Annotated in this window: 26 protein-coding genes, 4 tRNA genes and 2 pseudogenes; 8 read left to right on the top strand and 24 right to left on the bottom strand. The window is 42.7% G+C overall.

Features of this window, described 5'->3' with window-relative positions; translation table 11 throughout:
• Positions 1 to 36 precede the first annotated feature (36 nt).
• Positions 37 to 240, bottom strand: coding sequence for a hypothetical protein (locus GXP75_RS05705; protein ID WP_242556319.1), 204 nt, complete (start codon positions 238 to 240; stop codon positions 37 to 39).
• A gap of 78 nt (positions 241 to 318) precedes the next feature.
• Between GXP75_RS05705 and GXP75_RS21485 the strand changes: the two are divergent.
• A pseudogene (locus GXP75_RS21485) lies at positions 319 to 420 on the top strand (PepSY domain-containing protein); the annotation flags it as partial.
• A gap of 140 nt (positions 421 to 560) precedes the next feature.
• Here GXP75_RS21485 and GXP75_RS05700 read toward each other — a convergent pair.
• The 14 genes from GXP75_RS05700 to dnaB all read right to left on the bottom strand — a co-directional run bounded on the left by GXP75_RS05700 (position 561) and on the right by dnaB (position 11,820).
• Positions 561 to 1,757, bottom strand: coding sequence for a S1C family serine protease (locus tag GXP75_RS05700; protein WP_242556318.1), 1,197 nt, complete (start codon positions 1,755 to 1,757; stop codon positions 561 to 563).
• A gap of 81 nt (positions 1,758 to 1,838) precedes the next feature.
• Positions 1,839 to 2,633: an MBL fold metallo-hydrolase gene (locus GXP75_RS05695; RefSeq protein WP_003326116.1), complete on the bottom strand. Its 795-nt coding sequence runs from the start codon at positions 2,631 to 2,633 to the stop codon at positions 1,839 to 1,841.
• Between the two features lie 14 nt (positions 2,634 to 2,647).
• Positions 2,648 to 3,493 (bottom strand): two-component system regulatory protein YycI, encoded by an 846-nt coding sequence (locus GXP75_RS05690; RefSeq protein ID WP_150224003.1) that lies wholly within the window; start codon positions 3,491 to 3,493, stop codon positions 2,648 to 2,650.
• The gene (yycH, locus tag GXP75_RS05685; protein WP_242556317.1) at positions 3,480 to 4,844 is read right to left on the bottom strand and encodes a two-component system activity regulator YycH; all 1,365 of its coding nucleotides are present in this window, start codon (positions 4,842 to 4,844) and stop codon (positions 3,480 to 3,482) included. Before yycH ends, GXP75_RS05690 begins: the two co-directional genes overlap by 14 nt.
• Complete coding sequence (gene walK / locus GXP75_RS05680; protein ID WP_214915412.1) at positions 4,834 to 6,669, bottom strand: cell wall metabolism sensor histidine kinase WalK; 1,836 nt, start codon at positions 6,667 to 6,669, stop codon at positions 4,834 to 4,836. Before walK ends, yycH begins: the two co-directional genes overlap by 11 nt.
• A gap of 6 nt (positions 6,670 to 6,675) precedes the next feature.
• Positions 6,676 to 7,383 carry a cell wall metabolism DNA-binding response regulator WalR gene (gene walR / locus GXP75_RS05675; RefSeq protein WP_003326111.1) on the bottom strand — a complete coding sequence of 236 codons (708 nt, stop codon included), beginning with the start codon at positions 7,381 to 7,383 and terminating at the stop codon, positions 6,676 to 6,678.
• A 206-nt stretch (positions 7,384 to 7,589) separates the two neighbouring features.
• On the bottom strand, positions 7,590 to 7,724 hold the full coding sequence (locus GXP75_RS21375) for a hypothetical protein (RefSeq protein ID WP_262982895.1): 135 nt from the start codon (positions 7,722 to 7,724) through the stop codon (positions 7,590 to 7,592).
• A gap of 39 nt (positions 7,725 to 7,763) precedes the next feature.
• Positions 7,764 to 7,836: transfer RNA gene (locus GXP75_RS05670), tRNA-Phe, on the bottom strand.
• A gap of 35 nt (positions 7,837 to 7,871) precedes the next feature.
• A tRNA-Asp gene (locus GXP75_RS05665) sits at positions 7,872 to 7,948 on the bottom strand.
• Between the two features lie 82 nt (positions 7,949 to 8,030).
• A tRNA-Glu gene (locus tag GXP75_RS05660) sits at positions 8,031 to 8,102 on the bottom strand.
• Positions 8,103 to 8,109: 7 nt separating this feature from the next.
• Positions 8,110 to 8,185, bottom strand: a tRNA-Lys gene (locus tag GXP75_RS05655).
• Positions 8,186 to 8,404: 219 nt separating this feature from the next.
• Positions 8,405 to 9,697, bottom strand: coding sequence for an adenylosuccinate synthase (gene purA, locus GXP75_RS05650; protein ID WP_003326108.1), 1,293 nt, complete (start codon positions 9,695 to 9,697; stop codon positions 8,405 to 8,407).
• A gap of 232 nt (positions 9,698 to 9,929) precedes the next feature.
• Positions 9,930 to 10,343, bottom strand: a complete 414-nt coding sequence (locus GXP75_RS05645) for a VOC family protein (RefSeq protein WP_242556316.1) — start codon at positions 10,341 to 10,343, stop codon at positions 9,930 to 9,932.
• A 112-nt stretch (positions 10,344 to 10,455) separates the two neighbouring features.
• A complete protein-coding gene (dnaB, locus tag GXP75_RS05640) occupies positions 10,456 to 11,820 on the bottom strand; it encodes a replicative DNA helicase (RefSeq protein WP_010790516.1) in 1,365 nt (454 codons plus the stop codon).
• A 163-nt stretch (positions 11,821 to 11,983) separates the two neighbouring features.
• On the opposite strand from dnaB, the gene GXP75_RS05635 reads away from it, so the two are divergent.
• Positions 11,984 to 12,184 (top strand): DUF2188 domain-containing protein, encoded by a 201-nt coding sequence (locus GXP75_RS05635; RefSeq protein ID WP_087941851.1) that lies wholly within the window; start codon positions 11,984 to 11,986, stop codon positions 12,182 to 12,184.
• A 63-nt stretch (positions 12,185 to 12,247) separates the two neighbouring features.
• Here the strand turns inward: GXP75_RS05635 and GXP75_RS05630 are convergent, their stop codons facing one another.
• On the bottom strand, positions 12,248 to 12,457 hold the full coding sequence (locus tag GXP75_RS05630; RefSeq protein ID WP_242556315.1) for a hypothetical protein: 210 nt from the start codon (positions 12,455 to 12,457) through the stop codon (positions 12,248 to 12,250).
• Between the two features lie 118 nt (positions 12,458 to 12,575).
• On the opposite strand from GXP75_RS05630, the gene GXP75_RS05625 reads away from it, so the two are divergent.
• Positions 12,576 to 12,710, top strand: a complete 135-nt coding sequence (locus GXP75_RS05625; RefSeq protein ID WP_003326103.1) for a YycC family protein — start codon at positions 12,576 to 12,578, stop codon at positions 12,708 to 12,710.
• Positions 12,711 to 12,788: 78 nt separating this feature from the next.
• Complete coding sequence (locus GXP75_RS05620; protein ID WP_242556314.1) at positions 12,789 to 14,003, top strand: CynX/NimT family MFS transporter; 1,215 nt, start codon at positions 12,789 to 12,791, stop codon at positions 14,001 to 14,003.
• A 372-nt stretch (positions 14,004 to 14,375) separates the two neighbouring features.
• Here the strand turns inward: GXP75_RS05620 and GXP75_RS05615 are convergent, their stop codons facing one another.
• Positions 14,376 to 14,738: a hypothetical protein gene (locus GXP75_RS05615; protein ID WP_242556313.1), complete on the bottom strand. Its 363-nt coding sequence runs from the start codon at positions 14,736 to 14,738 to the stop codon at positions 14,376 to 14,378.
• Between GXP75_RS05615 and GXP75_RS05610 the strand changes: the two are divergent.
• Positions 14,720 to 15,531, top strand: a pseudogene (locus GXP75_RS05610) (mannosyltransferase YkcB-related protein); the annotation flags it as partial. The gene GXP75_RS05615 and the pseudogene GXP75_RS05610 overlap by 19 nt on opposite strands.
• 45 nt (positions 15,532 to 15,576) lie before the next feature.
• Here GXP75_RS05610 and rplI read toward each other — a convergent pair.
• The 4 genes from rplI to GXP75_RS05590 all read right to left on the bottom strand — a co-directional run bounded on the left by rplI (position 15,577) and on the right by GXP75_RS05590 (position 19,385).
• On the bottom strand, positions 15,577 to 16,026 hold the full coding sequence (rplI, locus tag GXP75_RS05605; RefSeq protein ID WP_003326099.1) for a 50S ribosomal protein L9: 450 nt from the start codon (positions 16,024 to 16,026) through the stop codon (positions 15,577 to 15,579).
• Entirely contained in the window at positions 16,023 to 18,002 is a 1,980-nt protein-coding gene (gene gdpP / locus GXP75_RS05600) for a cyclic-di-AMP phosphodiesterase GdpP (protein WP_214919355.1), read from the bottom strand. The genes rplI and gdpP overlap by 4 nt, the downstream gene beginning before the upstream one ends.
• A 38-nt stretch (positions 18,003 to 18,040) precedes the next feature.
• Positions 18,041 to 18,970, bottom strand: a complete 930-nt coding sequence (locus GXP75_RS05595; protein WP_242556312.1) for a YybS family protein — start codon at positions 18,968 to 18,970, stop codon at positions 18,041 to 18,043.
• Positions 18,971 to 19,232: 262 nt separating this feature from the next.
• Positions 19,233 to 19,385 carry a hypothetical protein gene (locus tag GXP75_RS05590; protein WP_242556311.1) on the bottom strand — a complete coding sequence of 51 codons (153 nt, stop codon included), beginning with the start codon at positions 19,383 to 19,385 and terminating at the stop codon, positions 19,233 to 19,235.
• A 144-nt stretch (positions 19,386 to 19,529) separates the two neighbouring features.
• On the opposite strand from GXP75_RS05590, the gene GXP75_RS05585 reads away from it, so the two are divergent.
• The gene (locus GXP75_RS05585; RefSeq protein ID WP_061571978.1) at positions 19,530 to 20,018 is read left to right on the top strand and encodes a spore coat protein; all 489 of its coding nucleotides are present in this window, start codon (positions 19,530 to 19,532) and stop codon (positions 20,016 to 20,018) included.
• A 30-nt stretch (positions 20,019 to 20,048) separates the two neighbouring features.
• On the opposite strand, the gene GXP75_RS05580 is transcribed toward GXP75_RS05585, so the two are convergent.
• Positions 20,049 to 20,432 carry a winged helix-turn-helix transcriptional regulator gene (locus tag GXP75_RS05580; protein ID WP_003326094.1) on the bottom strand — a complete coding sequence of 128 codons (384 nt, stop codon included), beginning with the start codon at positions 20,430 to 20,432 and terminating at the stop codon, positions 20,049 to 20,051.
• Between the two features lie 209 nt (positions 20,433 to 20,641).
• Between GXP75_RS05580 and GXP75_RS05575 the strand changes: the two genes are divergently transcribed.
• Complete coding sequence (locus GXP75_RS05575; RefSeq protein ID WP_242556310.1) at positions 20,642 to 21,571, top strand: manganese-dependent inorganic pyrophosphatase; 930 nt, start codon at positions 20,642 to 20,644, stop codon at positions 21,569 to 21,571.
• A gap of 45 nt (positions 21,572 to 21,616) precedes the next feature.
• Here the strand turns inward: GXP75_RS05575 and GXP75_RS05570 are convergent, their stop codons facing one another.
• Complete coding sequence (locus tag GXP75_RS05570) at positions 21,617 to 22,063, bottom strand: DUF6376 family protein (RefSeq protein WP_003326091.1); 447 nt, start codon at positions 22,061 to 22,063, stop codon at positions 21,617 to 21,619.
• A gap of 457 nt (positions 22,064 to 22,520) precedes the next feature.
• Here GXP75_RS05570 and GXP75_RS05565 point away from each other — a divergent pair, with 457 nt between their 5' ends.
• On the top strand, positions 22,521 to 23,831 hold the full coding sequence (locus GXP75_RS05565) for an MFS transporter (RefSeq protein ID WP_214919364.1): 1,311 nt from the start codon (positions 22,521 to 22,523) through the stop codon (positions 23,829 to 23,831).
• 127 nt (positions 23,832 to 23,958) lie between these two features.
• Here GXP75_RS05565 and GXP75_RS05560 read toward each other — a convergent pair whose 3' ends face one another.
• Positions 23,959 to 24,453, bottom strand: coding sequence for a GNAT family N-acetyltransferase (locus GXP75_RS05560; RefSeq protein ID WP_242556309.1), 495 nt, complete (start codon positions 24,451 to 24,453; stop codon positions 23,959 to 23,961).
• Between the last annotated feature and the right edge of the window lie 51 nt (positions 24,454 to 24,504).

Raw genomic sequence — 24,504 nt, 5'->3', positions numbered from 1 at the left:
ATAATAACTCCCCAGAAAGAGGGGAGTCGCTTTCAACTAGCAACGGTGCACCAAGTTTGCAGTTTCAGTATCAAGATCAAGTTCTTCAATCTTCATCGTTTTACACCTCCCCGCTTCCAACAATTTCATAATAATATCAAATGAAGGGATTATCAACACACTTTTCAGAATTTTTAAAATATAATATGAAAGACTCAAGAGCTTGTTTCCTATCTTTTTACCCTCTTTATTTATACTCATAATTTACTATATAAGATCGTCTGGAACGTTTCTTTCCTATGTAAGGGAAAGGCCTGTTTGGTCTGTCACTGGGCATCAAAACAAAATGGAACATACATCTACATCATTAAAATCACTGCGCAAAACCATAAAGAGCAAATAGTCAAAGTAAACGCTGAGAACGGAAGCATTTGTAGCTAAATCAGCCGTTTCACGTGTAACATTTACTCAAATACTCCATGTCTGCTTTGAAATACCTCTTTACCTGAATACGTGTGACCCGTGTTCAGTTCTTTTCATAAAACAGCAAAACAGCCTGGCGTTTTCGCCAGACTGTTTTTTTATCGTCCTAATTTATCCGCTTCAGTTAGCTGAATTTCCGCAGATTTTTCTTTACCGGCCCGGTAAAACTTCACCTTTACCCGATCACCGATTTTTTTCTGATACAACTGCTTACGAAGATCGACAATGTCGCTTATCTTTTCACCGTCAAACTCAGTAATCACATCAAGCTCCTTAAGCCCGGCTTTACCGGCAGGCGATAATGTGGATACGCCCATTACCACTGCGCCTGACGTTACCTGTTCAGGAAGCTTCAGCGTTTCCTCCCAATGGTAGCTGGCAATGTCGCTCAGTGATTTCATTTCAATTCCGAGATAAGGACGCCTCACTTCTCCGTATTTCTCTAAATCCTCGATCACAGGTATGGCAAGCTTTGAAGGAATGGAAAGGCCGATGCCCTCTACCGCTGACTCAGCGATTTTCATTGAATTAATGCCGATCACTTTCCCGTCGATATTCAGTAAAGCGCCACCGCTGTTTCCCGGGTTAATCGCAGCATCGGTTTGCAGAACCTCCGCATTCCAATCCGCCTGGCCGTCGCCATTAGAATCTACCGGCACAGCACGCTCAGTTCCTGAAATGACACCCTGTGTCACCGAACCGGCAAATTCAAGGCCTAACGGGTTTCCAATCGCGATGACAGGTTCTCCAGACTTCACTTTATCCGAGTTGCCAAACTGCGCGACCGCCTTGATTTTATTGCTATTCACCTTTAATACCGCAAGATCCATCAGCTGGTCGCTGCCGATAAGCTCTGCTGCCACCCGCGATCCGTCTTTCAGGCTGATTTCGATTTGAGAAGCGCCTTCTATCACATGGTGGTTGGTCACTACATAAGCGGTATTCCCATTTTTCTTATAAATGACGCCTGAACCGCTGCCTGCCTCGCCGCTTTTTCCCCAAAAGTCGGTTTTCTGGATATTCACTACGCCGACGACAGCCTCAGACACATTGCTGACAACCTTTGTGACAGCATTATTCACACTTACATTTACTGTTCGGACCGGTTCTTGGGTGTTCTCGCCGAGATTTGTTTCTCCTGTTTCAGAACCCCAATTTGACAGGTACGGCATCATAAGCGCCATCAAAACAGCTCCGACAATGACGCCGATCAGGCTTGAAAGGAAATATCCTCTTTTGCCTCTCCTTGGCCGATCGGGAACATAATTTTCATCGTCACGATTATAATCCACCATATTCAAATCCTTTCAGAGAACATAAATATGGTTATAGTGTAGGTTAGAACGGATCATAATAATCATGATTCTGATGAAAAATTACACAGCGCATAGCGGTGTCGGTTTTTTTGGATCAGTATCAAATAATTCAAAGGTTTCGCCTGTGACATACCCTTTAGACGCCAATGTCTGCTGGACTGACATTCTGGCGAGTTCTTTCATGTTGTTGTCCTGACTCAAATGCGCCAAATAGATACGCGATGTCTCGTCTCCAATAACGTCCGTCATGGCGAGCGCCGCGTCTTCATTGGACACATGCCCGACATCGCTTAATATCCTGCGTTTAATGCTCCACGGGTACCTTCCCATTTGCAGCATGCCGACGTCATGGTTGCTTTCAAACACAAACGCGTTCGCCGAGCGGATAATGCCCTTCATTCTGTCGCTGACGTACCCCGTATCTGTCATTAAAGCAAGTTTTCGGCCATTATAATGAAACACATAGAACATCGGCTCCGCAGCATCATGAGAAACACCAAACGATTCTACATCAAGTCCGCCGAACGATTTCACCGTTTCCATCGGAAAGACGAACTTTTGCCCGTTGTCTAATTTGCCAATCTGATTCTCCATTGCTTTCCATGTCTTCTCATTTGCATAGACGGGGAGCTTGTACTTTCTGGCTACAACGCCGAGCCCTTTAATATGGTCGCTATGCTCATGAGTGACAAAAATTCCGTCCAAATCATCCATGTTCCGTCCGATTTGCGCCATCAAGCCGTCCATGGCTTTCCCGCTCAATCCGGCATCTACCAAAAACGCGTGATCGTCTGTTTCCAAGTAAAACGCGTTTCCCGTACTCCCGCTCGCAAGTACGCTAAATTGCAAGCTCATTATATCTCACTCCATTACTTTATTTGACTAGAATCAAACACTCTGCTGTCCATTGCATTCACCGTAAAATTCTCTTGAACCTTCTTCTTCGTTCCATCTACGGTCTTTTCGTATTCCACTGTAATTCTCCAAACCGGCGCCAACACTTGCGTACTTGTCAGCGGGTATTGGGCGATATATCCGAACTTCACCGTTTTTACCGTACTGTGGGCCTTTAACAGATTTTGATAATACAATGATTCAACAGCATCCAATTCAGAGATCAGGCTTTCCTTCTGGATCTCTTTAAACGTATCGAGGGTTGATTGTTCATAGGAAACGACTTCATTTTTGTCATTTAAGTGCAAAATCACTTGTCCAATCATTTCTGAAGCGTCATCGTTTTCCTGATAAACATATTTCCCTTGATATGTTTGGAAGAAAACCACTTGTTTTTTATCCTTATCTACTTTCCAAAGCTTATATTCTTCCCCATCTTGAATTTCTGAGGAGACAAGCGCCTTTGCATCATCTTCCACACTATCCTTTGAGAGAGCGATAGGGCTGGTAAACTCCATTTTTAATTTCGTCACTTTATGCTTGTCACTCGGCATGTCCATCTTAGGTTTTTGGCCTTTAAGCGATTCTATCTCTTCTTTAGTAAAAGATTTCTGATTCGCTGTAATGCGAGAACCTTCCTTTGCGTTGTCAGATAGTGTGCCATAGGTAATATGATCTTCATTCATGTCAGTTTGCACACTTGAGTTTTTAATCACGTCGTACTCACTGCTTGAACGCTTTTCAAAAAACTGGTAGCCCAAAAAAATATCGAGAACGAGGAAGGCAATGATGAAGATTGACTTTGTCTTATTCCACTCCACTAGTTGCCCCCTCCTTCGTTAATAAGTCTTTCGTTATCGGCACAGTTTTCCCGTTAATTTTCATACACCACACCGGCTTCAGCTCTACAATCGGTTCATCATTTGAGGAGGCCGCAACTAGTTGGTACGCAGGGAAAATTTGATCAATATCGTCGATATCATATACGTGTTGTTTCTCCAGCAAATTTTTCACTTCGCTGCCGCTCATCAGATCAGCTGTGCCCGTTTTAATAGGATTGGTGCCAAGAATATAATTCGGCCGTTTATAGCTGAGAATATCATCACTGGCCCATTGCAGCGTCATTACCGGCGCTGCGCCGAACGGTTTGGACTCACTATTAATAATCGGCAGCTGGTTCATAAACATATAGAAGGTCAGCTGCTGGCTGTCGTTGATATTAAAAAACTGATAATCATCCGTCCAGCTGCCTGTATCTTCTAAGTATTTATGACTCTTTTTGATTAACTCCCCTGTTTGGAAGGAGGTGCTTTGCGTCAGATTGCGATGCTGGAATTGAATTTGCCGCTGGCTGGTGCTTACTTCTAAACGGCTGACTCCGTCTGTCAGCACATTACGGTTGTAATTTGAATCCTTCCTAACCGTATTCGGTTCACTGAACAGCACTTGCTTAAAGATGTTCGTATCAATCGTCTCTGTTATAAATTCTTTACTTTCCACTTCAATTGATTTGTTCGGCAGTAAAAATTCCTTCTTCGTTCCGAGTGAAAACAAACTGTATGAAGGCATGCTTGATTTCTTACTGTAAAGGTCACTCATAATGTTGCGATAATTAGCCGAATCGACGGTGATTTCAAGAATCAGCTGCTTGCTGTAGGACGCAAGATATATTTTCTTGTTCGTTTTATTTTCATTAAAAGGAATAACGATATGGTCAAAGGAACTATACTCAAAAGTCTGATTCGACCATTTAAACAATTGCTGAAAAATATCAATAGGTATCGTATCGCTGAATTGGAGGTCCAGCTTAGAAGCTGAGCCATTTCTCCCATAAAGCCAGTTTTTAAATCCTGGCTTATCATATTGGTCTGAAATATCTTTAATTGCCTTTACATCCCAGCGAGGCAAGTCGTTCCAGATTTCATTATAGAGATCTGAATCATCCACTTTGTAGTGGGCACCGTTATCATGGATGAATATTTCCCGCGGCTTCACTACTTCAGACAGTTTTTGGCTAACCTTCTCGATCTTATATTTCTCACGCACCGTAGATTTTGTCGATGTCGAGCCTTCCATAAAGTTTGGCTGAAACGTCCAGATGCTCCACGTAAAAACAAGACTGATGATCACGAGTATGGAAAGTATTATGGTTTTTATATTTTCACGCTTCATCCCAATCATCCTCTTGTTCTTCTTTATATGGAAGAGTAAATGTCACAGTCGTTCCTTTACCCTCTATGCTGTCGGCCCAAATGTCGCCGCCATGCGCCTGAACCATTTCCTTCGCAATGGCAAGCCCCAAGCCGGTTCCGCCAAGCTTTCTCGTTCTCGCTTTATCCACTCTGTAAAAACGTTCAAAGATTTTTTCCATGTCTTTCTTCGGTATACCGATTCCTTCATCTTTGACACTGATATAGAGCAATTCTTCCTCTTCATTCACATTTACAGAAAACGCCACATGTCCGCCTTCTGGTGAATATTTCAAGGCATTCGAAATAATATTATCGAGTACCTGCGTAATTTTATCTTGGTCTATCTCTACATATAGGCTTCTATCCGGCAGCTGGCGGATAAATTCAACATGCTGCTCTTTTGTCATTTCAAAACGGTCAATAATCAGAGAAATAAATCGGATGAAATGAATCCATTCGCGATTAAATTGATAGTCCTTACTGTCAAACTTAGAAAGCTGAAGCAGATCATTTACGAGTCTGATCATGCGCTCTGTTTCGTTCTGGGTCACCATCAAGAAGCGCGGCGCAATGTCTTTATTTTCCCATGCGCCTTCTGCAAGCGCCTCTAAATAACTCCGCATCGTCGTCAGCGGCGTACGCAGTTCATGGGACACATTCGCCACAAATTCTCTGCGCTCCTGATCAATTTTTTCCTGCTCGGTTACATCATAAATAACAGCGATTAATCCATCAATTTTGCCATGCTCCCGTTCAATAACAGAGAAATTCACGCGAAGCACAGTCGTTTGTTCTTCACGCTCAATTTCAAGCAGCATAGATTCCTGCTGTTCTACCAGATCCTCAAAAGTGAAATTCTCATGAATCCCCAACAGGGACGTGATTGGCATTTCTAAGGCTGTTTCACGTGAAACATTTAAAAGCTCCAAAGCCGGACTGTTTAAGAGAATAATAGCTCCATTTCGATTTGTCGCAATGACGCCGTCTGTCATATAAGCAATAACAGAAGACAGCTTTCTCCTCTCACCCTCAGTCATCGCTTGAGCATCTTCCAATTCTCTTGTCAGATGATTAAATGTCGTCGCAAGCTGCCCAATCTCATCATGTCCATACTTTCTGACCTTTCGGGAGAAGTTCCCTTTCGCAAGCTCCATTGCCTGTCTTCGCATGTCTGAAAGCGGATGGGTAATGGTCCTTGCCAGAAAAATGCCGAGCAGAGCCGTCAGAACAAGAGCCAGTCCTGTACCGGATGCCAGTATTTTGTTTATCGTCTTCATTTGATTAAAGACATCTTCCATACTGGCTACTACATATATCGCTCCGACAACTTCCTGATTCTCTGTCATCACCGGCTTTGCCGAAATAAGAACCCTGATTTTGCTTTTCGGGTCATAGTATTTTCTGCTGTAAGACTGTTTCATAGAAAAAATTCTTTTATATATCGGGTCTGTCGTTTGTTTGCCCGCTACTTCCTCTCCATACGGTTTAGAGGAAGCCAAAACTTCATAGCTTTTGTCGACAAAACTGATTTCCCTTATCTCATTACTCTTTGTAAAATCGTTCAAGATACGGTTGACATCATCTTTAATAACTGTGCTGTCATTGTCACTCTTATATTCCTGCTCTATATAATAGGAGAGGTTATCAATCCGCTGATTAAGAGAGGTTTCATAGGAATCAATCAGTGACTTCTCTACCTGCTTAACAAAGTACACACCAATAATTTGCATAGCTACGATAATTAGGAGTACATACATCAATGTAATCTTAAATTGGATCGACCGAAAAAAACCAACCTTATTCATGGAGTATTAGTCCTGTTCTGGGTTTCTTAAGTAATAACCCACGCCACGTCTTGTCACGATCCAATTTGGATGGCTTGGGTTGTCCTCAATTTTTTCACGAAGACGCCGGACTGTCACATCAACCGTTCTGACATCGCCAAAGTAATCGTAGCCCCAAACCGTTTGAAGCAAATGCTCACGGGTCATTACTTGACCGATGTGCTTCGCTAAGTAGTGCAGCAGCTCAAACTCACGGTGAGTCAATTCAATCGTTTCTTCTCTTTTTGACACCACATATGCATCAGGGAAAATCACCAGAGAACCGATGTGAATATCATTGGAAGAGGATTCTTCCTCTGCCGGTGCAGTCGTCAGCTGACGTCGCAGATTCGCTTTTACCCGCGCCAAAAGTTCACGTGTGCTGAACGGCTTTGTCACATAATCATCAGCCCCGAGTTCTAGCCCGATGACCTTGTCAATTTCTGAATCCTTTGCCGTCAGCATAATGATCGGCATGTCATATTTCTTTCTCACTTCCCGGCACACTTCTACGCCGTCTTTATTCGGAAGCATAATATCTAAAAGAATCAAATCAGGCTGAATTTCTTCGACCATTTCAACGGCTTCATTTCCGTCATAGGCACAATGTACTTCATAGCCCTCTTTTCTTAAATTAAACTCTAATATATCTGCAATCGGTTTTTCATCATCCACTACAAGGATCTTTTTATCCATCATCTTGATTTTCCTCCTGCCGAATTAACTTCATTTCATCTGTATAACAATCGTTTCATTACATAAGCCCGCTAAGAAAGACCGGGTCCTTGTCTATTATAACGGTTTAAGGTCAAAAGATAAAAAAATTAAAGGTTTAAGAAAAAAACACATTCTTCAACAGATGTATATCTTTTGTCACGTTTTTTATTTTCATTTAAAATTTCTCATTTAAATGAAACCTCAACAGAAGAGTCACCGTCTAAATTATTGACGTCTTCTTCTTTTGGACCGGCTGAAAGGCCGGTTCTCCCTTTTTCTTCTATTATATCATCCGCTCGTATTTCTTTTCTTAAACTCACAGAAAAAACGCACCTGCAATTGCAGATGCGTTTGGTAAGTGGCTCGGGACGGAATCGAACCGCCGACACACGGATTTTCAGTCCGTTGCTCTACCAACTGAGCTACCGAGCCAAATGTTTTATTTTTCTCTACTATGTAAAGTAAAATGGCGGTCCGGACGGGACTCGAACCCGCGACCTCCTGCGTGACAGGCAGGCATTCTAACCAACTGAACTACCGGACCTTACAGTAATTTGCCCCGAGAGCTGTCGTGTCAGCCCTCATGGACAAATAAGGAGTTTAGCAATAACGCTAAAGTAAATCAATGACCCGTACGGGATTCGAACCCGTGTTACCGCCGTGAAAGGGCGGTGTCTTAACCGCTTGACCAACGGGCCTTACAAATGGTGAGCCATGAAGGACTCGAACCTTCGACCCTCTGATTAAAAGTCAGATGCTCTACCAACTGAGCTAATGGCTCTTGATACGTCGGAGTTTTACCATAGAGCATTCAACTTGAATCAAATTCTTCACTGTACTCTATTGAAGCAATTCCCGTAACAACGAGATTTATAATATCACAGAATAAATAGAAGTGGCAATAACTTTTTTATTTTTTATTCTATTATTTTTTTTCAAGACAAAAAACAACTCAATTTCCCAAGAAAAAAAGCCTCTCGTAAGAGAGGCTTTTTGGCAATTAGTTGGCGCGATATACGCTGCGGATCACATTTGTCTGTGAACGATCCGGTCCGACAGAGAAAATGGAAAGCGGGATCCCTGTGAGCTGTGATACACGCTCAAGGTAATGGCGCGCATTCTCAGGAAGCTCGCTGAGATTTTTCACTCCTGTAATATCTTCCGTCCAGCCCGGCATTTCTTCATAAACCGGCTCACATTCTGCAAGAGCTTTCAGACTTGCAGGGAATTCCTCAATGACTTCGCCTTTGTAGCGGTATGCCACACAGATTTTCAACGTTTCAATTCCTGTTAATACGTCGATTGAGTTCAGTGAAAGGTCTGTGATTCCGCTGACACGGCGCGCGTGGCGGACAACTACACTGTCAAACCAGCCGACGCGGCGGGCGCGGCCTGTCGTTGTTCCGTATTCACGGCCGACTTCACGGATTTGATCACCAATTTCATCTTTCAGCTCAGTCGGGAATGGACCATCGCCGACACGGGTTGTATAAGCTTTTGAAACACCGACGACGTGCTGAATTTTTGTCGGGCCTACACCTGAACCGATTGTAACTCCCCCGGCAACAGGATTAGAAGATGTAACAAATGGATACGTACCTTGGTCAATATCAAGCATGACCCCTTGTGCGCCTTCGAATAAAACGCGGCGGCCTTCGTCAAGCGCGTCATTTAAAACGACAGACGTATCACAAACGTAATGCTTAATTTGCTGGCCATATTCATAATACTCATCTAAAATATCTTCTATTTTAAAGCCTTCCGCTTCATACATTTTTTCAAGCAGACGGTTTTTCTCCGCAAGATTCCGTTCCAGTTTTTCTGCAAATACGTCACGATCCAAAAGGTCTGCGATACGAATGCCGACTCTGGCGGCTTTATCCATATAAGCGGGACCGATCCCTTTTTTCGTCGTACCGATTTTGTTTGCTCCTTTTCGTTCTTCTTCCACTTCATCAAGTTTTAAATGATATGGCAGAATGACGTGAGCTCTGTTGCTGATTCTCAGGTTATCTGTACTGACGTTACGCTCGTGAAGATACGCAAGTTCTGTGACCAATGCTTTTGGATCAACAACCATTCCGTTTCCGATCACACACGTTTTATCCTTATAAAAAATTCCTGACGGGATTAAGTGAAGCTTATACGTAATTCCATCAAACTTAATTGTATGTCCTGCATTGTTTCCGCCTTGATAACGTGCGATCACTTCTGCATTTTCTGAGAGGAAATCCGTAATTTTACCTTTTCCTTCATCGCCCCATTGCGTACCTACTACAACTACTGAAGACATATCCGTGCACCTCCGTTAACCTTTCAAAACGATATCCTTATTCAAACAAATTAAGTTTATCAGTGAAGAAACAGAAAGTCAATTGTAAATCCGAACGTTATATTATAAAGAATCTATATTTGTTCGCTTTAAATGCTTTTAAAAGCGTTTTCTCGTGAAATTATGAACAAAAGCTCATGAAATATTTATATCTTCATATAAAAAGAGTCCGGATCGACCGGACTCTTTGTTATCAAATACCTTCTGTATTCATAAAGACAATTGGCCAGCCATCCGGGTCTTCAATTGTCACGCCGCCGTTGCTCCAGTAAGGATTTTCAGATTCAACCTCCCGATAGCCCATTTTCTTTAATTTTGAGGTGATGCCAGTGACTTCCTCAAGGTTGGGGAGATAAAACACAAGTAAGCTGTCTGCATGAGGAACAGGAGCGGTGCTTGCTTCTTCAGTATGTTGAGTGAATTCCAAATGATATTGGGCATGGGGCAGCCCGAACATGACGCCATCATAACCGTTATGCTTAGAAAAACCGCCAATTCTTTTCAAACCAAGTCCCTCTTCGTAAAAACGATTCATTTGATTAATCTGGCCGGTTGGTCTTGCGATGCGAATTTGCGCCGCATTAAACTGGGAAAATTCCATCCCCACATCACTCCTTTCATTTCATTATATGGAATGGGCTTGAATCCCCCATCGGTAGAACGGCTTTATTTCTTTCAGACTTTTGAATGAAAAAGACCCCAAGATTAACTCTTGGGGTTTACGCGCCAGGCGGAACTCCGGCGTCATCAAAGCGCCGTTCCAAATTGACGAACTTATTATACTCTTTTACAAATGCAAGCGAAACCGTGCCTACCGGGCCGTTACGTTGTTTTGCGATAATGATTTCAATAATATTTTTGTTCTCTGACTCTTTATCATAATAGTCATCACGGTATAAGAATGCGACGATATCAGCATCCTGCTCGATACTCCCCGATTCACGAATATCAGACATCATCGGGCGTTTATCCTGACGCTGTTCCACTCCCCTTGAAAGCTGAGACAGTGCGATAACAGGGACTTGCAGCTCCCTGGCAATTGATTTCAGCTCACGGGAGATTTCAGATACCTCTTGCTGGCGGTTATCCTTTGAACGGCCGCTCCCTTGAATGAGCTGCAAATAGTCGATCAGGATCATGCCAAGACCGTTTTCCTGCTTCAAACGTCTGCATTTGGCGCGAATTTCACTGACCCGGATACCCGGCGTATCGTCAATGTATATTCCGCTGTTGGACAGACTTCCCATCGCCATCGTCAGCTTGCCCCAATCCTCTTCAGTCAGATTTCCTGTCCGAAGGTTTTGGGCATTGATGTTGCCTTCCGCACAGAGCATACGCATAACCAGCTGCTCGGCTCCCATCTCAAGACTGAAGATCGCAACGCTCTCATCGGTCTTGGTGGCCACGTTTTGGGCGATATTCAAAGCAAAAGCGGTTTTCCCCACCGACGGACGCGCGGCAACAATAATCAAGTCATTTCGCTGAAATCCCGCTGTCATCCGGTCAAGCTCCGCAAACCCTGTAGGAATGCCGGTAATATCACCTTTGCGATTGTGAAGCTGCTCGATATTATCATACGTTTGGACAAGCACGTCCTTAATATTTTGGAAGGCGCTCGTATTTTTGCGCTGCGCCACTTCCATAATCGTTTTTTCAGCTTCGCTTAATAAATCCTCGACTTCGTCCTCACGCGTATAGCCGTCTTGCGCGATGGTTGTCGCCGTTCTGATCAGTCTGCGGAGAATCGATTTTTCCTCAACGATTTTCGCGTAGTATTCTATGTTAGCCGCTGTCGGAACCGAGTTTGCGATATCCGTGAGATAGGAAATGCCTCCAACCTCTTCTAATAAATCCGTATTCGCAAGCTCTGAGGTCACCGTAACCAAGTCAACCGGTTCACCGCGGTCTCCGAGCACGAGCATGGCATTATATATTTTCTGGTGAGACATTCTATAGAAATCATCTGGAATTAATACTTCAGAAGCCTGTGTTAAAGCAGATGGCTGCAAAAAAACAGCACCTAACACGGCTTGTTCGGCTTCTATATTTTGCGGCGGCAGCCGATCATTCAGAAGGTCTGTCATGCTAAGCACCGTCCTTTCATAAAAAATATCCAAACTCCATTTTACCATTTATACAAAAAAAAAATAGAACTATCTCATACTCCTTTTTTTGTCAACTGCATGCTGGGATGTTTCAGCAGAAGCGCCTATGGGAAATCAAAAAATAAATGATAATGGAGGGATCATCATGAAAGAATATGCGGTTACACCAAATGTCGATGTAGATGGCTGGTTTATCAAAGTAGAAAATGTGGCGCCTACAGCTTTGTATACTTCAAAGGATGCCGCGATTGAAAAAGCATCACAAATGGCAAAAGACAACAGTCCGGCAAAGCTTGTCATCTACGATCAACACAAAAATGTAGAAGAAGAACGCTCATTTTAATCTGTCATGAGCTGAAAACCCTTCGCCTTCCCAGCGCGAAGGGTTTTCAGTTTACCGGGCTCATTATTCGATAAAATGTTTGTCTAAATCTGCCCGCAGCACAAGATCAGAAGCTTTTTGATAAAGCTCCCATTCCTCATAGGATGCGAATTTTCGCCTCAGCTCCAGAAGCTTATGCCTCATGACAACATAATCCTCACACGTACATGGGCTCTCTGCTTTCTGTTGATGTTCATAAAGCGTTTGTTTTAATAATGATAATGGCAAATGCATAAGAATCCTCCTTCATTCAGTTATAAAGGGCAGCTTTCTTATACTCCATTCATCTGTGATATATTCTTACGTACAGTCCCCTATTCTAGTACAATGGACAAAAGAGAGGAGTGATCGTATGAAGCCTTTGCAAATTTCAGCTGATACCGCGCAAAAGCTCGCAGAATCCTTGAATCTGCCGCTGGAGCAAATCATGCATATGCCTCAGCATATACTGCTTGCGAAATTGGCCGAGTTACAGGAAAAGGAATAATAACAAGACATAACAATGTATGATCACTTTCATTTTACGAAATTATATTTTTTATATGTATAAAGAGGAGCAGCTATTTTGCCAAATACAACAACACATACCATCCGAAACTTTTGGCTGATCTCAGGCATTATTTTTATAGCGTTTAACCTAAGACCGGCTATTACGTCTGTCGGACCGGTCATCAGTTCGATCCGGACAGAGTTACACTTGTCGAATGGACTGGCCGGTTTTTTGACAGCTCTGCCTTTGCTGTCTTTTGCGATTCTGTCTCCGCTTGCCCCTAAACTAGGTCAGCGGTTTGGCAATGAACGCACCTTATGGATAGGCATGTTGACGCTTTTCATCGGTATTATCATACGGTCCGCCAGCATGACCTCCGCATTATTCGCGGGGACGATCCTGATCGGCGTGGGCATCGCAATCGGCAATGTTCTATTGCCAAGCTTAATCAAGCATAAATACCCGGAAAAGTCGGGGCTTATGATCAGCCTTTATACAACCTCCATGAGCATTTTTGCGGGCTTGGCTTCTGGGGTCAGTGTGCCTCTTGCAAGCCAGCTTTCAGGCGGCTGGAAACAATCATTTTTGCTTTGGGGCGGCCTTGCTTTTCTTGCGCTTCTCATTTGGATACCGCAGCTTCGCCACCGGGATACGGCGAATCAGACCATTTCGCTCCAACCAAATCAGCAGCCGATCTGGACATCTAAAATGGCTTGGAATGTCACGATTTTTATGGGCTTACAGTCTTTTTTATTTTATAGCAGCATCGCTTGGTTTCCGGAAATTCTTCGTTCGCACGGCATGGACCCGGCAACCTCCGGATGGATGGTGTCTCTTATGCAATTCGCCAGTCTGCCAACCACATTCTTAACCCCTATTTTGGCAGACCGCGTGAAACAGCAGCGGGGAATCGTTGCAGGGCTGACGTCAGTTTACTTTATTGGCTTATGCGGACTGCTGACGGGCGGAAACCATGTGATGCTTGTCATATGGATGATTATCATTGGGATCGGGCAAGGTTCAAGCATCAGTTTGGCGCTTACGCTGATCGGGCTGCGCAGTGAAAATGCCCATCAGGCGGCCGCATTATCAGGCATGTCACAGTCATTGGGCTACTTATTAGCAGCAATCGGTCCCATCTTCATCGGATTCCTTTATGACCAAACCCATTCATGGACACTGCCGATTATTCTTTTGATGATCATTTTGGCAGTAATGGGAGCCGCAGGACTGGGTGCGGGACGCAATAAATACATCCTTCAAAAAGAACAACAGAGACATTCAGCTTAGAGCAAACAGTTTTTGGGCACAGATACACTCTATAAAGTGTTATGCTAAAAACCAAACAAAGTAAAAGAACGTGAGAAACTTTCTTTGAATATAAAAAGGGAGAATAGTTTATTGTTTTTTAAGCCAAGTGAAAATAAAGATAAAACGAGTACTAATATAGCTTTTTATTGTTCATTTATTTACTGGTCTGGATTTTTATTAATAAATAGTATTCTTGATTTTTTTAACAAGGGTATAAAGATAAATTCACTTTTGTTATTAATAACAGGATTAATAGTTTTTTTTGTTAGTGAATTCATATCGAAATATATCAAAAAAAACAAATCAAAAAAACAATAAAAAACAGTGTGAGCTTACGCCCACACTGTTTTTTTATTGAGATCTACAGGAGTATGTATTTGTCGCTCCTGAACCCATTTTTGTAATAATAATACCTTTTCCTTTAGAATTACAAGCATTTATAGCACCCATACCCAACAGTGGTACTGCACCCAACATTAATGTAAGTGCAGTTGGACTTTTAGCAAAAATTTTAGCTATAGCTGCAGATGTAGCCCAAAATCCAGAATTTATGCCCACAGCATTACTCAATTTCTTTATTTTCGAATTACTAATTTTATATGTTTTATAGTTTATACCTAAACCCATTGTTGTTATCATTTGTTCCACAGGTTTATTTACTTCACTTTTAGTTAACTCCTCAACATACTCGCTTCCGTCTCTTCCAGTCAGCACTTTCCGGGCAGATCAGCTGGATGCTTCCATTCGCATTAATCGGTCTGCATGGCTCGTGCCTGTTGCCGGTTTCTTCAGCATCGCAGGATTTTTCCACCAGTATTACTTGATTATGCTGGCTCCTCCGATTGCCGTACTTTCCGGAATCGGCTGGTATGCAATGTATCACTTGTACAAACAGCAACGACTCCTGGGGGTTGGATTAACCATTGCGCTCCCCTTGCTCAAACGAAATCATCCATTCGGTAAGCAGCTGACCATCATCAGCTTATGCGTTCTGCTGCTCGCACCGATTTACTGGTCTACAACTCCGCTCCTATACGGAGGCAACAGCGTCCTTCCTGAATCTGGACCGCAGCTGAAAAACTCTTCAGGCGGAGGCGGCATGTTCACCTCCGAGGTCGACACCGGGCTGCTTTCCTACCTTCAGGAGAATAATACAGGCGAAGAATACTTATTCGCCACGCTGACGACGGTAACCGCCGCGCCATACATTATTAATACAGACGAATCTGTCATGGCACTCGGCGGCTTTAACGGCACAGACCCGATTTTGACGGTGTCTGAACTGAAAAAACTTCTAAAAGAAGGCAAAGTGAAATACTTCCTTCTGAGCAGCGACAACTCAGGCAATAGTGAACTTGTCTCATGGATCAAGAAAAACGGAACCATGATTTCTTCCGATGATTACAGCAGTTCTTCAAGCAGTACAAGCAGGTCAATACAGCAAGGCATGATTGGCGGTCCTGGCGGCAGCCAAAATCAGCAAACACTATATGAAGTGACATCTTGATGACATAAAAAAGAGGCTTGGAGTTATCCCAAGCCTCTTTATCTATTATACTAGCTCTTTTACATGTACCTTTAGTACAGCCTGCACCTCTGGATGCAGTTTCACCGGAACATTTGTATATCCTAAAGCGCGGATACCATCGCTTAATTCCAGCTTTCGTTTATCCACTTTGATTTGGTGGTCTTTTTGAAGCTGTTCAGCGATTTGTTTGCTTGTTACAGATCCAAACAAACGGCCGCCTTCTCCTGATTTAGCGCTAAGCTCAACAGTCAGGTTTTCTAGCTTTTCTTTTAAATCCTTCGCCTGTTCAAGCTCTGCAATCGCTTCTTTTTTCTCTTTTTGTTTCTGTCCGTTCAATACGCTGATGTTTGATGCGTTAGCTTCTACAGCGAGGCCTTTTTTAAGGAGAAAGTTATGAGCATAACCGTCTGCTACATTTTTCACTTCGCCTTTTTTGCCTTTACCTTTTACATCTTGTAAGAAAATAACCTTCATCTCTGAACGCCTCCTTCAAAATATTCATCAATTGCACTTCGCAGCCGCTCCAGCGCTTCTGACACAGAAATGCCGGACAACTGGGTCGCCGCATTTGTTAAATGTCCTCCGCCTTCCAAAGCCTCCATAATAATTTGAACATTGACTTCGCCAAGCGATCTCGCACTGATACACACCGTTTGCTCATCCCGCCTTGCTACCGCAAATGAAGCCTCAACCTCACTCATGGACAACAGCGAATCAGCCGTCTGCGCAATAAGCACTTGATCAAAATACTCCTCCGCATTCTCAGGAAGAGACGCAATGGCAATGCTGTCTTTATAAAGAGATGTATGCTGAATCAGCTTCGCCCGTTTAATATAAGAATCAACGGTCTCCTTGAGGAACTTCTGCACGAGCACCGTGTCCGCGCCTTTCGCCCTTAAGTAAGAAGCGGCGTCAAATGTACGGGAGCCAGTGCGAAGCGAAAAGCTCTTTGTATCCACTATTATACCAGCTAATAGGGCTGTTGCTTCAATCATATTGATTTTTAAACGCTTCGGCTGATATTCAAGAAGCTCAGTCACCAATTCAGCAGTAGAGGAAGCGTACGGTTCCATATAAACGAGCAGAGGATCCTTTATGAACTCTTCCCCTCTGCGATGATGGTCGATGACCACGATATGCTCAATCTTGTTGACCAGTCGCTCCTCCATGACTAGCGAAGGTTTATGCGTATCAACAATCACAAGCAGCGTATCATCATTAGCAAGCTCCATCGCTTCCTCAGTCGTAATAAATCTCGACCAAAGCTCTTCATATTTTTTAATTTCTTCTATCAAACGCTGAACACTTGCACCGATTTGATTTGGATCAATCACAATAAAACCGTCTTTACTGTTCGCTTGAGCCACCTTTAATATGCCGATGGCAGCGCCGATTGAATCCATATCCGGGAACTTGTGGCCCATAATAATCACATTGCTGCTTTCAGATACGATTTCCTTTAACGCATGGGAAATCACACGGGCGCGCACCCTTGTACGCTTCTCCATCGGATTGGTCTTGCCGCCGTAAAATTTCACCTTGCCATTCGGCATCTTAATCGCTACCTGATCTCCGCCGCGTCCCAGCGCCAGATCCAGACTCGACTGCGCCAAGTCACCAAGTTCTTTCAAAGAAGAGACCGAAGCCCCGACCCCGATGCTTAATGTCAGTGAAACACTGTGCACCGATGTCTTCTCGCGAATCTCATCAAGAATGGAAAACTTAGCTCCCTCAAGCTCGGTTAAAATATGTTCATTCAACACACCGATAAATCGTTCAGAAGACGTTCTCTTTAAGAAAATACCGTACTCTTGCGCCCAGTTGTTCAGCAGTGAAGTCACTTGGCTGTTCATCGTACTTCTCGTTTGATCATCCAAGCCCTGTGTGACATCATCGTAATTATCGAGAAAAATGTATGCCAATACAGTTCTTTCATTTTCGTATTGTTTTTCGATCTGTATCTGCTCAGTCACATCAAAGAAATACAGCAGGCGCTCGTCTCGTTTGATTACCACTTTAAATTTCCGGTCATTTAGTGTAACCGTTTCCGAATCAACCTCTTGTTTAATAAGCGGCACGACGGATTCGCACGTATCATAAAGCGATCTCCCCACAAGAGTGCTTTCATTAAAACAAGAAGAAAGAAACGGATTCGCCCATTCAATGTAATATTGATCATTAAAAAGCATGATCCCGATGGGCATTTCCATCAATGCTTCTTCACCGACTTTTTTCAACCTATAAGATAGCGTGGAAATATAACCGTCAATCTCTTTTCTGATAAGAGAATCCGCGCGTTTTATAAAAAACAAAATGACTGCGAGCAGCAAAATACCGGCGGCTCCGATCATCCAGTTAAAATAAAAGCTGATGAGGATTGTGATGATTGTCAAAGCAATCAACGCATAGATGGGATACCGAAATAACGGTTTTTCGTAAAAGCTTGGCATTTCTATCAACTCCCCACCATGTGAGTAAAACTCATTTTTCACTTCACCTTATTCCTTATGTTAAAGCCTATGTCAATAATGCCCAACAGGCGAATCACCGCCATAAAAATCGGCGACAGCAGCCCCAAGATGATCACAATGATCCCAACTGCTTTAGGATATTTTTTCATATGGCAATAGAAAAATATAAACGACAAGCCCTGAATAAAGACTAATATGCCTAGTATAAATCCCCCGTTCAAAGCGACAGAATACAGCATTTGGCCCTTTTCTAAAGGCATAAAAGACAAAATAATGATTAAAAGATACAGCCACATGATACTTTGCGGGAGTTTCAACTCTCTAAAAGGCTTTAACTTGGGAATATCGGGGGAAAATCTCCTTAAGAGCGGCTTAGCGATAAGATAACTGAGGAAAGAAAAAATAGCCCCTAACATGACAATAGCTGTTGGAAAAAGATATTGGACCGTACCTAATTGTTCTTCCATCAGTTTCATTTGCTGCTCCAGCTGATCCCCATTACCGGTATTCTTTAAGAACGATTCGGTCATAGACAATGATTGGCGATATTGAGACATAGCTTCATCAATCATATTGATCCCCAAAAACTGAATGCTTATCACAAAATAGAAGACAATGCACAGCATGTAAATGAGGGCGCCGGATACAATAGCATGCCCTGGCTCTTTCTTTTTAAAAAAGTATCCCATGGCAATCCCGGCAAACGCTGACATAAAAGCAACGATAAGCCCGTTAAATGAACCGACAATAAATACCACCGGAAGACTGACAACGCCCATCCACAACCCCAATTTCAACCCATGCCGAATAGTGTAGAGAATAACGGGCAGCGGCAATGCAAACAGAAGAATGGATCCGATGATTGGAATATAAACGACCATTAACGTGATGATAGTAAAAAGACTGATTAGGATAGCACCTTCCATTAATGCTCTTGTTTGTTTCACTTAGTCACCTCATACCTCGATTAATCATGAACATACGAATAGAAAAGAGCAGCTTAAACGACTGCTCTTTTTGACGCCGCAAAATTTCTTTTTCGCACCAAGTTTCTTTTTCATATCATCTCTAAAATCACCTTTACATTTTAACATAAGTTGAAAAGGCAAGTAAAATCAGGCCAGGTCTTCCTCATGTTTCATGTGAAACATTTATAGCCGATTAAAAATAAAAGACATCCTCTCATGAAGAATGCCCGCTGAACCAATATTATAAATGTTTATCATCCATAAATCCGGAACTATCTTTGTTTTTCTTTTTCGTTTTTCTAACGTATATGAAGATTAGAATGACGACTAGAAGAGTGGTTGCTTGAAGAATACCGCCTGTAAACAAGAAAAAGTTCTTTATCATCTCCAACATATATGATCACCTCTATTATGATTTTCACAAGTGGTTTCCTATATCAATGTAAATTCCCTTTTTATAAACTTCGAAACATCAGTAACCACATCATACCCGGGGCATATGCTGATATAGAAATTAACTGATGAAGGAGATACTTACATGGATGAACGCAGAACACTGGCTTGGCACGAAACGTTGGAAATTCATGAATTGGTGGCTTTTCAAACAAACGGCCTTATAAAACTGAAAAAAATGATTCGAGAAGTGACGGATTCCCGTTTAAAACAGCTTTACAGCTTTTCTATTCAAGCAATTGAACAGAATTTAAAAGAACTGCTTGCTTTCTTTCCCCAAGCACCTATTTACAATCGGGATGATGAAGAGGAAGAGCGAGCAGATACACCGTTTTACAGCGGAGATTTGCTCGGTTTTGCCAAAACCTCCGTTCGCAGCTATGCGATCGCGATTACAGAAACCGCTACACCTCAGTTAAGAATCGTGCTTGTAAAACAATTAAACGCGGCCATTAAATGGCATGAGCAGGTGTTCAATTATATGTATGAGCACGGTTATTACCCCGCGTACAACCTGGCAGATTTATTGAAAAATGATGTAAAGAATGCACGAAGAGCCATTTCTATGAAATAAAAACAGCAGCAAAGGATTTCCCTTTGCTGCTTACTTCTGACTTGTATTGTCCTTGAGCATTCCAGCTGAGCGATACGCTTCAAGCGCCTCTCTGTTGGTGTCGCCCCATTTTTTCATTTGTAACACAATCGGCTCCAAGGTCCTCCCGAATTCTGTAAGTGAGTATTCCACCTTAGGAGGCACCTGATGATACACCTCTCGATGCACAATTCCGTCCGCTTCAAGCTCCCGAAGCTGAAGTGTAAGCATTCTCTGCGTAATATTGGGGCAAATTCTTCGGAATTCGTTAAAGCGTTTCTTCCCATCTATCATGTGATAAAAAAGAATTCCCTTCCACTTACCTCCAATTACATCAAGTGTAAATTCAACCGGGCAGCCTTCTTTGTTCGGGTATATTTTGTTTTCTGAACTCATTCCCGCACCCTCCCATAGTACCTTTTTTGATACTACATACGATTTAGTGACTTAACTGCCCAATATTTTACACATGTTTCATTCCGCATACAATCAAAAAGCTCCTTTTTCGCATCAATTTTTGAGGTTTTCAATGCTTACACCTACTGCCATCCGTGTTAAACTATATAAAGAATGTTTACACTACTTAAAAAGGATAAGGAGCTATCATGGAAAAAATACTTATTTTCGGACACCAGAACCCAGACACAGATACAATTTGTTCAGCCATTGCGTACGCAGACTTAAAAAACAAGCTAGGTTTCAACACTGAGCCTGTCAGACTCGGCCAAGTCAATGAAGAAACAAAATACGCGCTTGATTATTTCAAGAAAGAAAGCCCTCGTCTTGTTGAAACAGCGGCTAATGAAGTGAACGGCGTCATTTTGGTAGACCATAACGAACGCCAGCAAAGCATCAAGGATATTGAAGACGTTCAAATTCTTGAGGTCATCGACCATCACCGCATTGCGAATTTTGAAACAAGCGAACCCGTTTACTACAGAGCGGAGCCTGTCGGATGTACGGCAACCATTTTGAACAAGTTATATAAAGAAAATAACGTAACAATCGAAAAAGAAATCGCAGGACTTATGCTGTCAGCAATCATTTCAGACTCGCTTCTATTCAAATCTCCTACCTGCACGGAGCAAGATGTAGCTGCGGCTAAAGAGCTTGCGGAAATCGCAGGAGTAAATGCAGAAGAATACGGCCTTAACATGCTTAAAGCGGGCGCTGATTTAAGCAAGAAAACAGTAGAAGAACTCATCACTCTTGATGCGAAAGAATTCAATCTTGGCGGCAAAAAAGTTGAAATCGCACAGGTCAATACAGTTGATATTGAAGATGTCAAAAAGCGCCAGCCGGAATTAGAAGCTGCCCTTTCTAAAGTCATCGCTGAGAAAAACTTGGATCTCTTCCTTTTAGTCATTACAGACATTTTGGAAAATGATTCACTTGCTCTTGCTATCGGTGATCAGACGGATAAAGTGGAAAAAGCTTTTAACGTGACATTAGAAAACAATACGGCCTTACTAAAAGGCGTCGTTTCCCGAAAAAAACAAGTCGTACCTGTTTTAACAGACGCCATTTCCGAATAATTGATAAGCATCCCGGTAAGATTAACCGGGATGCTTTTTTACGTTCTATTCACCAAGTTTTTCGATCTGATTCATCACACCGCTGATTTGCTGCGCGCTTTGCACCAGTTCTGTCTCTTCCAATTTTTCAACTGTTATTTTGCCTTCCTCCGTCATGCTCAACAGCTCGGCCGCACTTTCTTGCAGTTTTTCATTCTGCTGTGTGATGGTGTCATGAATATCAGCCGCCGCATCAGGCGGTGTTAGTTTATCAAACTCGGCTGCCGCTTTTTGTATGGACTCTAGCTGCGTTTCGAGTTCCTTTTTGGCATCTGCATCAGTTACGGCTTGTTCTGCAAGCGCAGGTGCTTCTTCAGCAAGCGTTTTGACTTCTGTGACATATCCGGCCGCCTCATTCGCATAAGACAGTCCATCATTCAAATTGTCCAGCGCTCCGCAGCCGCCGGCTCCTAAAAGGGATACTCCCGCCAAAACGGTCAGTACAGCTTTCATCGCTTCAGCCTCCTTATTACTTCTTTTTATTTTTATCTTTCAGCTTTTCTTTTAATAACGGAATCAGTTTTTCCTTCGCTAAAGGCAGGCCTTTTTTCACCAAATCGCTTTTCATCAATTTTGACAGTTTAGACATCAACATTCTCCTCTCCCTTTTAAAAATGAAAAAAACTCCACCGATTTGGTGAAGTTTTTAAACAAAAAGACCTTCACCAAATCATATTTGGCAAAGGTCTCGCTAACAATAGAATTGCCAGCAAAGCCGAGGACTTCCATCCTGTAATGACGACTTTACTGTAACAGCTACTCCCCTTTGGAGTATTCATTTTTATTACTTTCATTGTAAGGGACAGAGCATCCTGCGTCAAATTCCGGCTCTGTTTATTCTTTTAAGGCATGTGGTAAGGAAACTAAGGAGTCTTTCATCTGAATGTAATTCACTCGCGGAGAACATGCTATTGCAGAGGAGGTTTTCAACATGAGTCAGGAGCATGTGAAACGGCCTGGTCATACCAGATGGTATATTTCATCATTACTCAGCGGCATTATTATTCTAAATTACTTTGACCGTGTGGCCATATCCGTTGCCGCGCCTGCTATACAAGATTCATTTCATTTATCGGCAACCGAACTTGGCATTGTCTTTTCGATCTACACTTATTCATACACAGTCATGCAGCTTCCCGTCGGGAGTTTATTAGACAAGTTTGGCGTTGCGTGGGTCACACGCGTGGGAATGACAATTTGGAGCATTTTAACGATATTTCTTGCTTTTTTGCAGGGAAAGCTGCTTTTGTATATTGTCCGTTTTCTTATCGGACTGACAAGTGCTTCTGCCTTTCCCGCTGCATCCAAGGCCACCGCATTATGGTTTCCTCCAAGTGAACGAGGACTGGCGAATTCATTGTTTGATTCAGCCGCCAAATTTTCAAATGTGCTCGGCGCTCCATTAGTTGCCTTTCTCGTCACGACCTTTGATTGGAGAGTCGCCTTTTTAACAATTGGTATCGTGAATGTGCTGTTTACGATGCTGTTCTGGTGGTATTATGAGCAGCCAGAACGGCATAAACGCATTTCCAGCGGCGAGTTAAATTATATACAAAAGCACAATACCATTACATCCGAGCAAATTCCTTATAAAACAGGACCCCTTTTGAAAGCATTGTTTACGAATCGAAAAGTATGGGGCCTGATGATTGGTTTTACAGGTTACGGCTATACATTTAACCTGTTACTTACGTGGCTGCCGACATTTTTCAAGCACACTTATGGCATGGATCTGATGTCATCCGGCTTATTCACCGCCGTTCCATGGCTGATTTCAACCATTTCCGGTATTGCGGTCGGCGGCTGGCTTGTCGACTATTTCATCAAAAAGGGATATCAGAATACAAAAGTGTATCAAACCATTATTGTGATCGGCATGGGCTTAGGCTTCTTCTTTTTAGGCGCCCTTTTTACAGATAACATTACGATCGCCATTGTTTGTATTTCCATCGGCCTTGCGGGAATTTCGGCAACGGCTCCGATCGGCTGGTCCATATCGGCAGAACTTGCCCCTATCGGATCTGTCTCCATGCTGAGCTCCATGGTCAACTTGGCAAACAATTTATTCGGCGGAATCATCGCCGCATCACTGACAGGTTATTTATTAGATGTAACCGGCTCCTTCACGCTCAGTTTTCTTGTGGCCGGAGCTGTCCTCTTGATCGGATTGGTATTTTATGTGTTTGTACTCGGTGAAGTGAAAAGAATTCAGTTGAAATAGAGAGCCCGCTTAATAAGCGGCTCTCTTTTTGGTACAAATTGAACAAAAAAGCTAACCGTAAGGAAACAATAATACGATGGAAGATTCATATAACCACCCATTAATTGAATTCCATCAACATCTGCCTTCAATATTTCCAGTAAAGAAATTCAGAATCATTGCGCTCAATTTTAAATCCTAACTTTTCAAGTGCATTTTCAGAAGCGGTATTTTCAATTTCACATCTAGCCTTGATAGCTGTTACCTCAATCTGGTTCAAAGCCCACTTTAACAATGTTTGGGCAGCTTCAATACAATAACCTTTGCGACGGTGGCTTTTATTAATAGCAAAACCCATTTCAATCATACCGTTAGAGTCTGGATTGCCTAAAAAGCCTATACCGCCGACTATCTCTTTCGTATCCTTCATCACAATAATCCAGGAGTCGAACCCTTTTGTCCCGTTATTTTTCAGAAGAAGCTCTCGAAAAAAAGGTAAAGCTTCGAAGAAATCGGGCTCAGGCCATTCACCATTGGTTTTGTATCCCAATGCTTCGATTCCCAATAAGTCACGCTTAGCTGCAGCCTCGATCAGGTTAAGGTCAAGTGTTTTCAATAATAAGCGATCTGTTTCAAGCTGCACTCATTTGCCTCCTTTGGCAAGTCGAATGATAAAAAAGAAACTTTCATATGA

The sequence above is a fragment of the Bacillus sp. HU-1818 genome (assembly GCF_022695965.1).
Lineage (GTDB): Bacteria > Bacillota > Bacilli > Bacillales > Bacillaceae > Bacillus > Bacillus atrophaeus.
The sequence above is the reverse complement of the archived record's forward strand: the minus strand, read 5'-3'. Positions and strand labels throughout refer to the sequence as shown.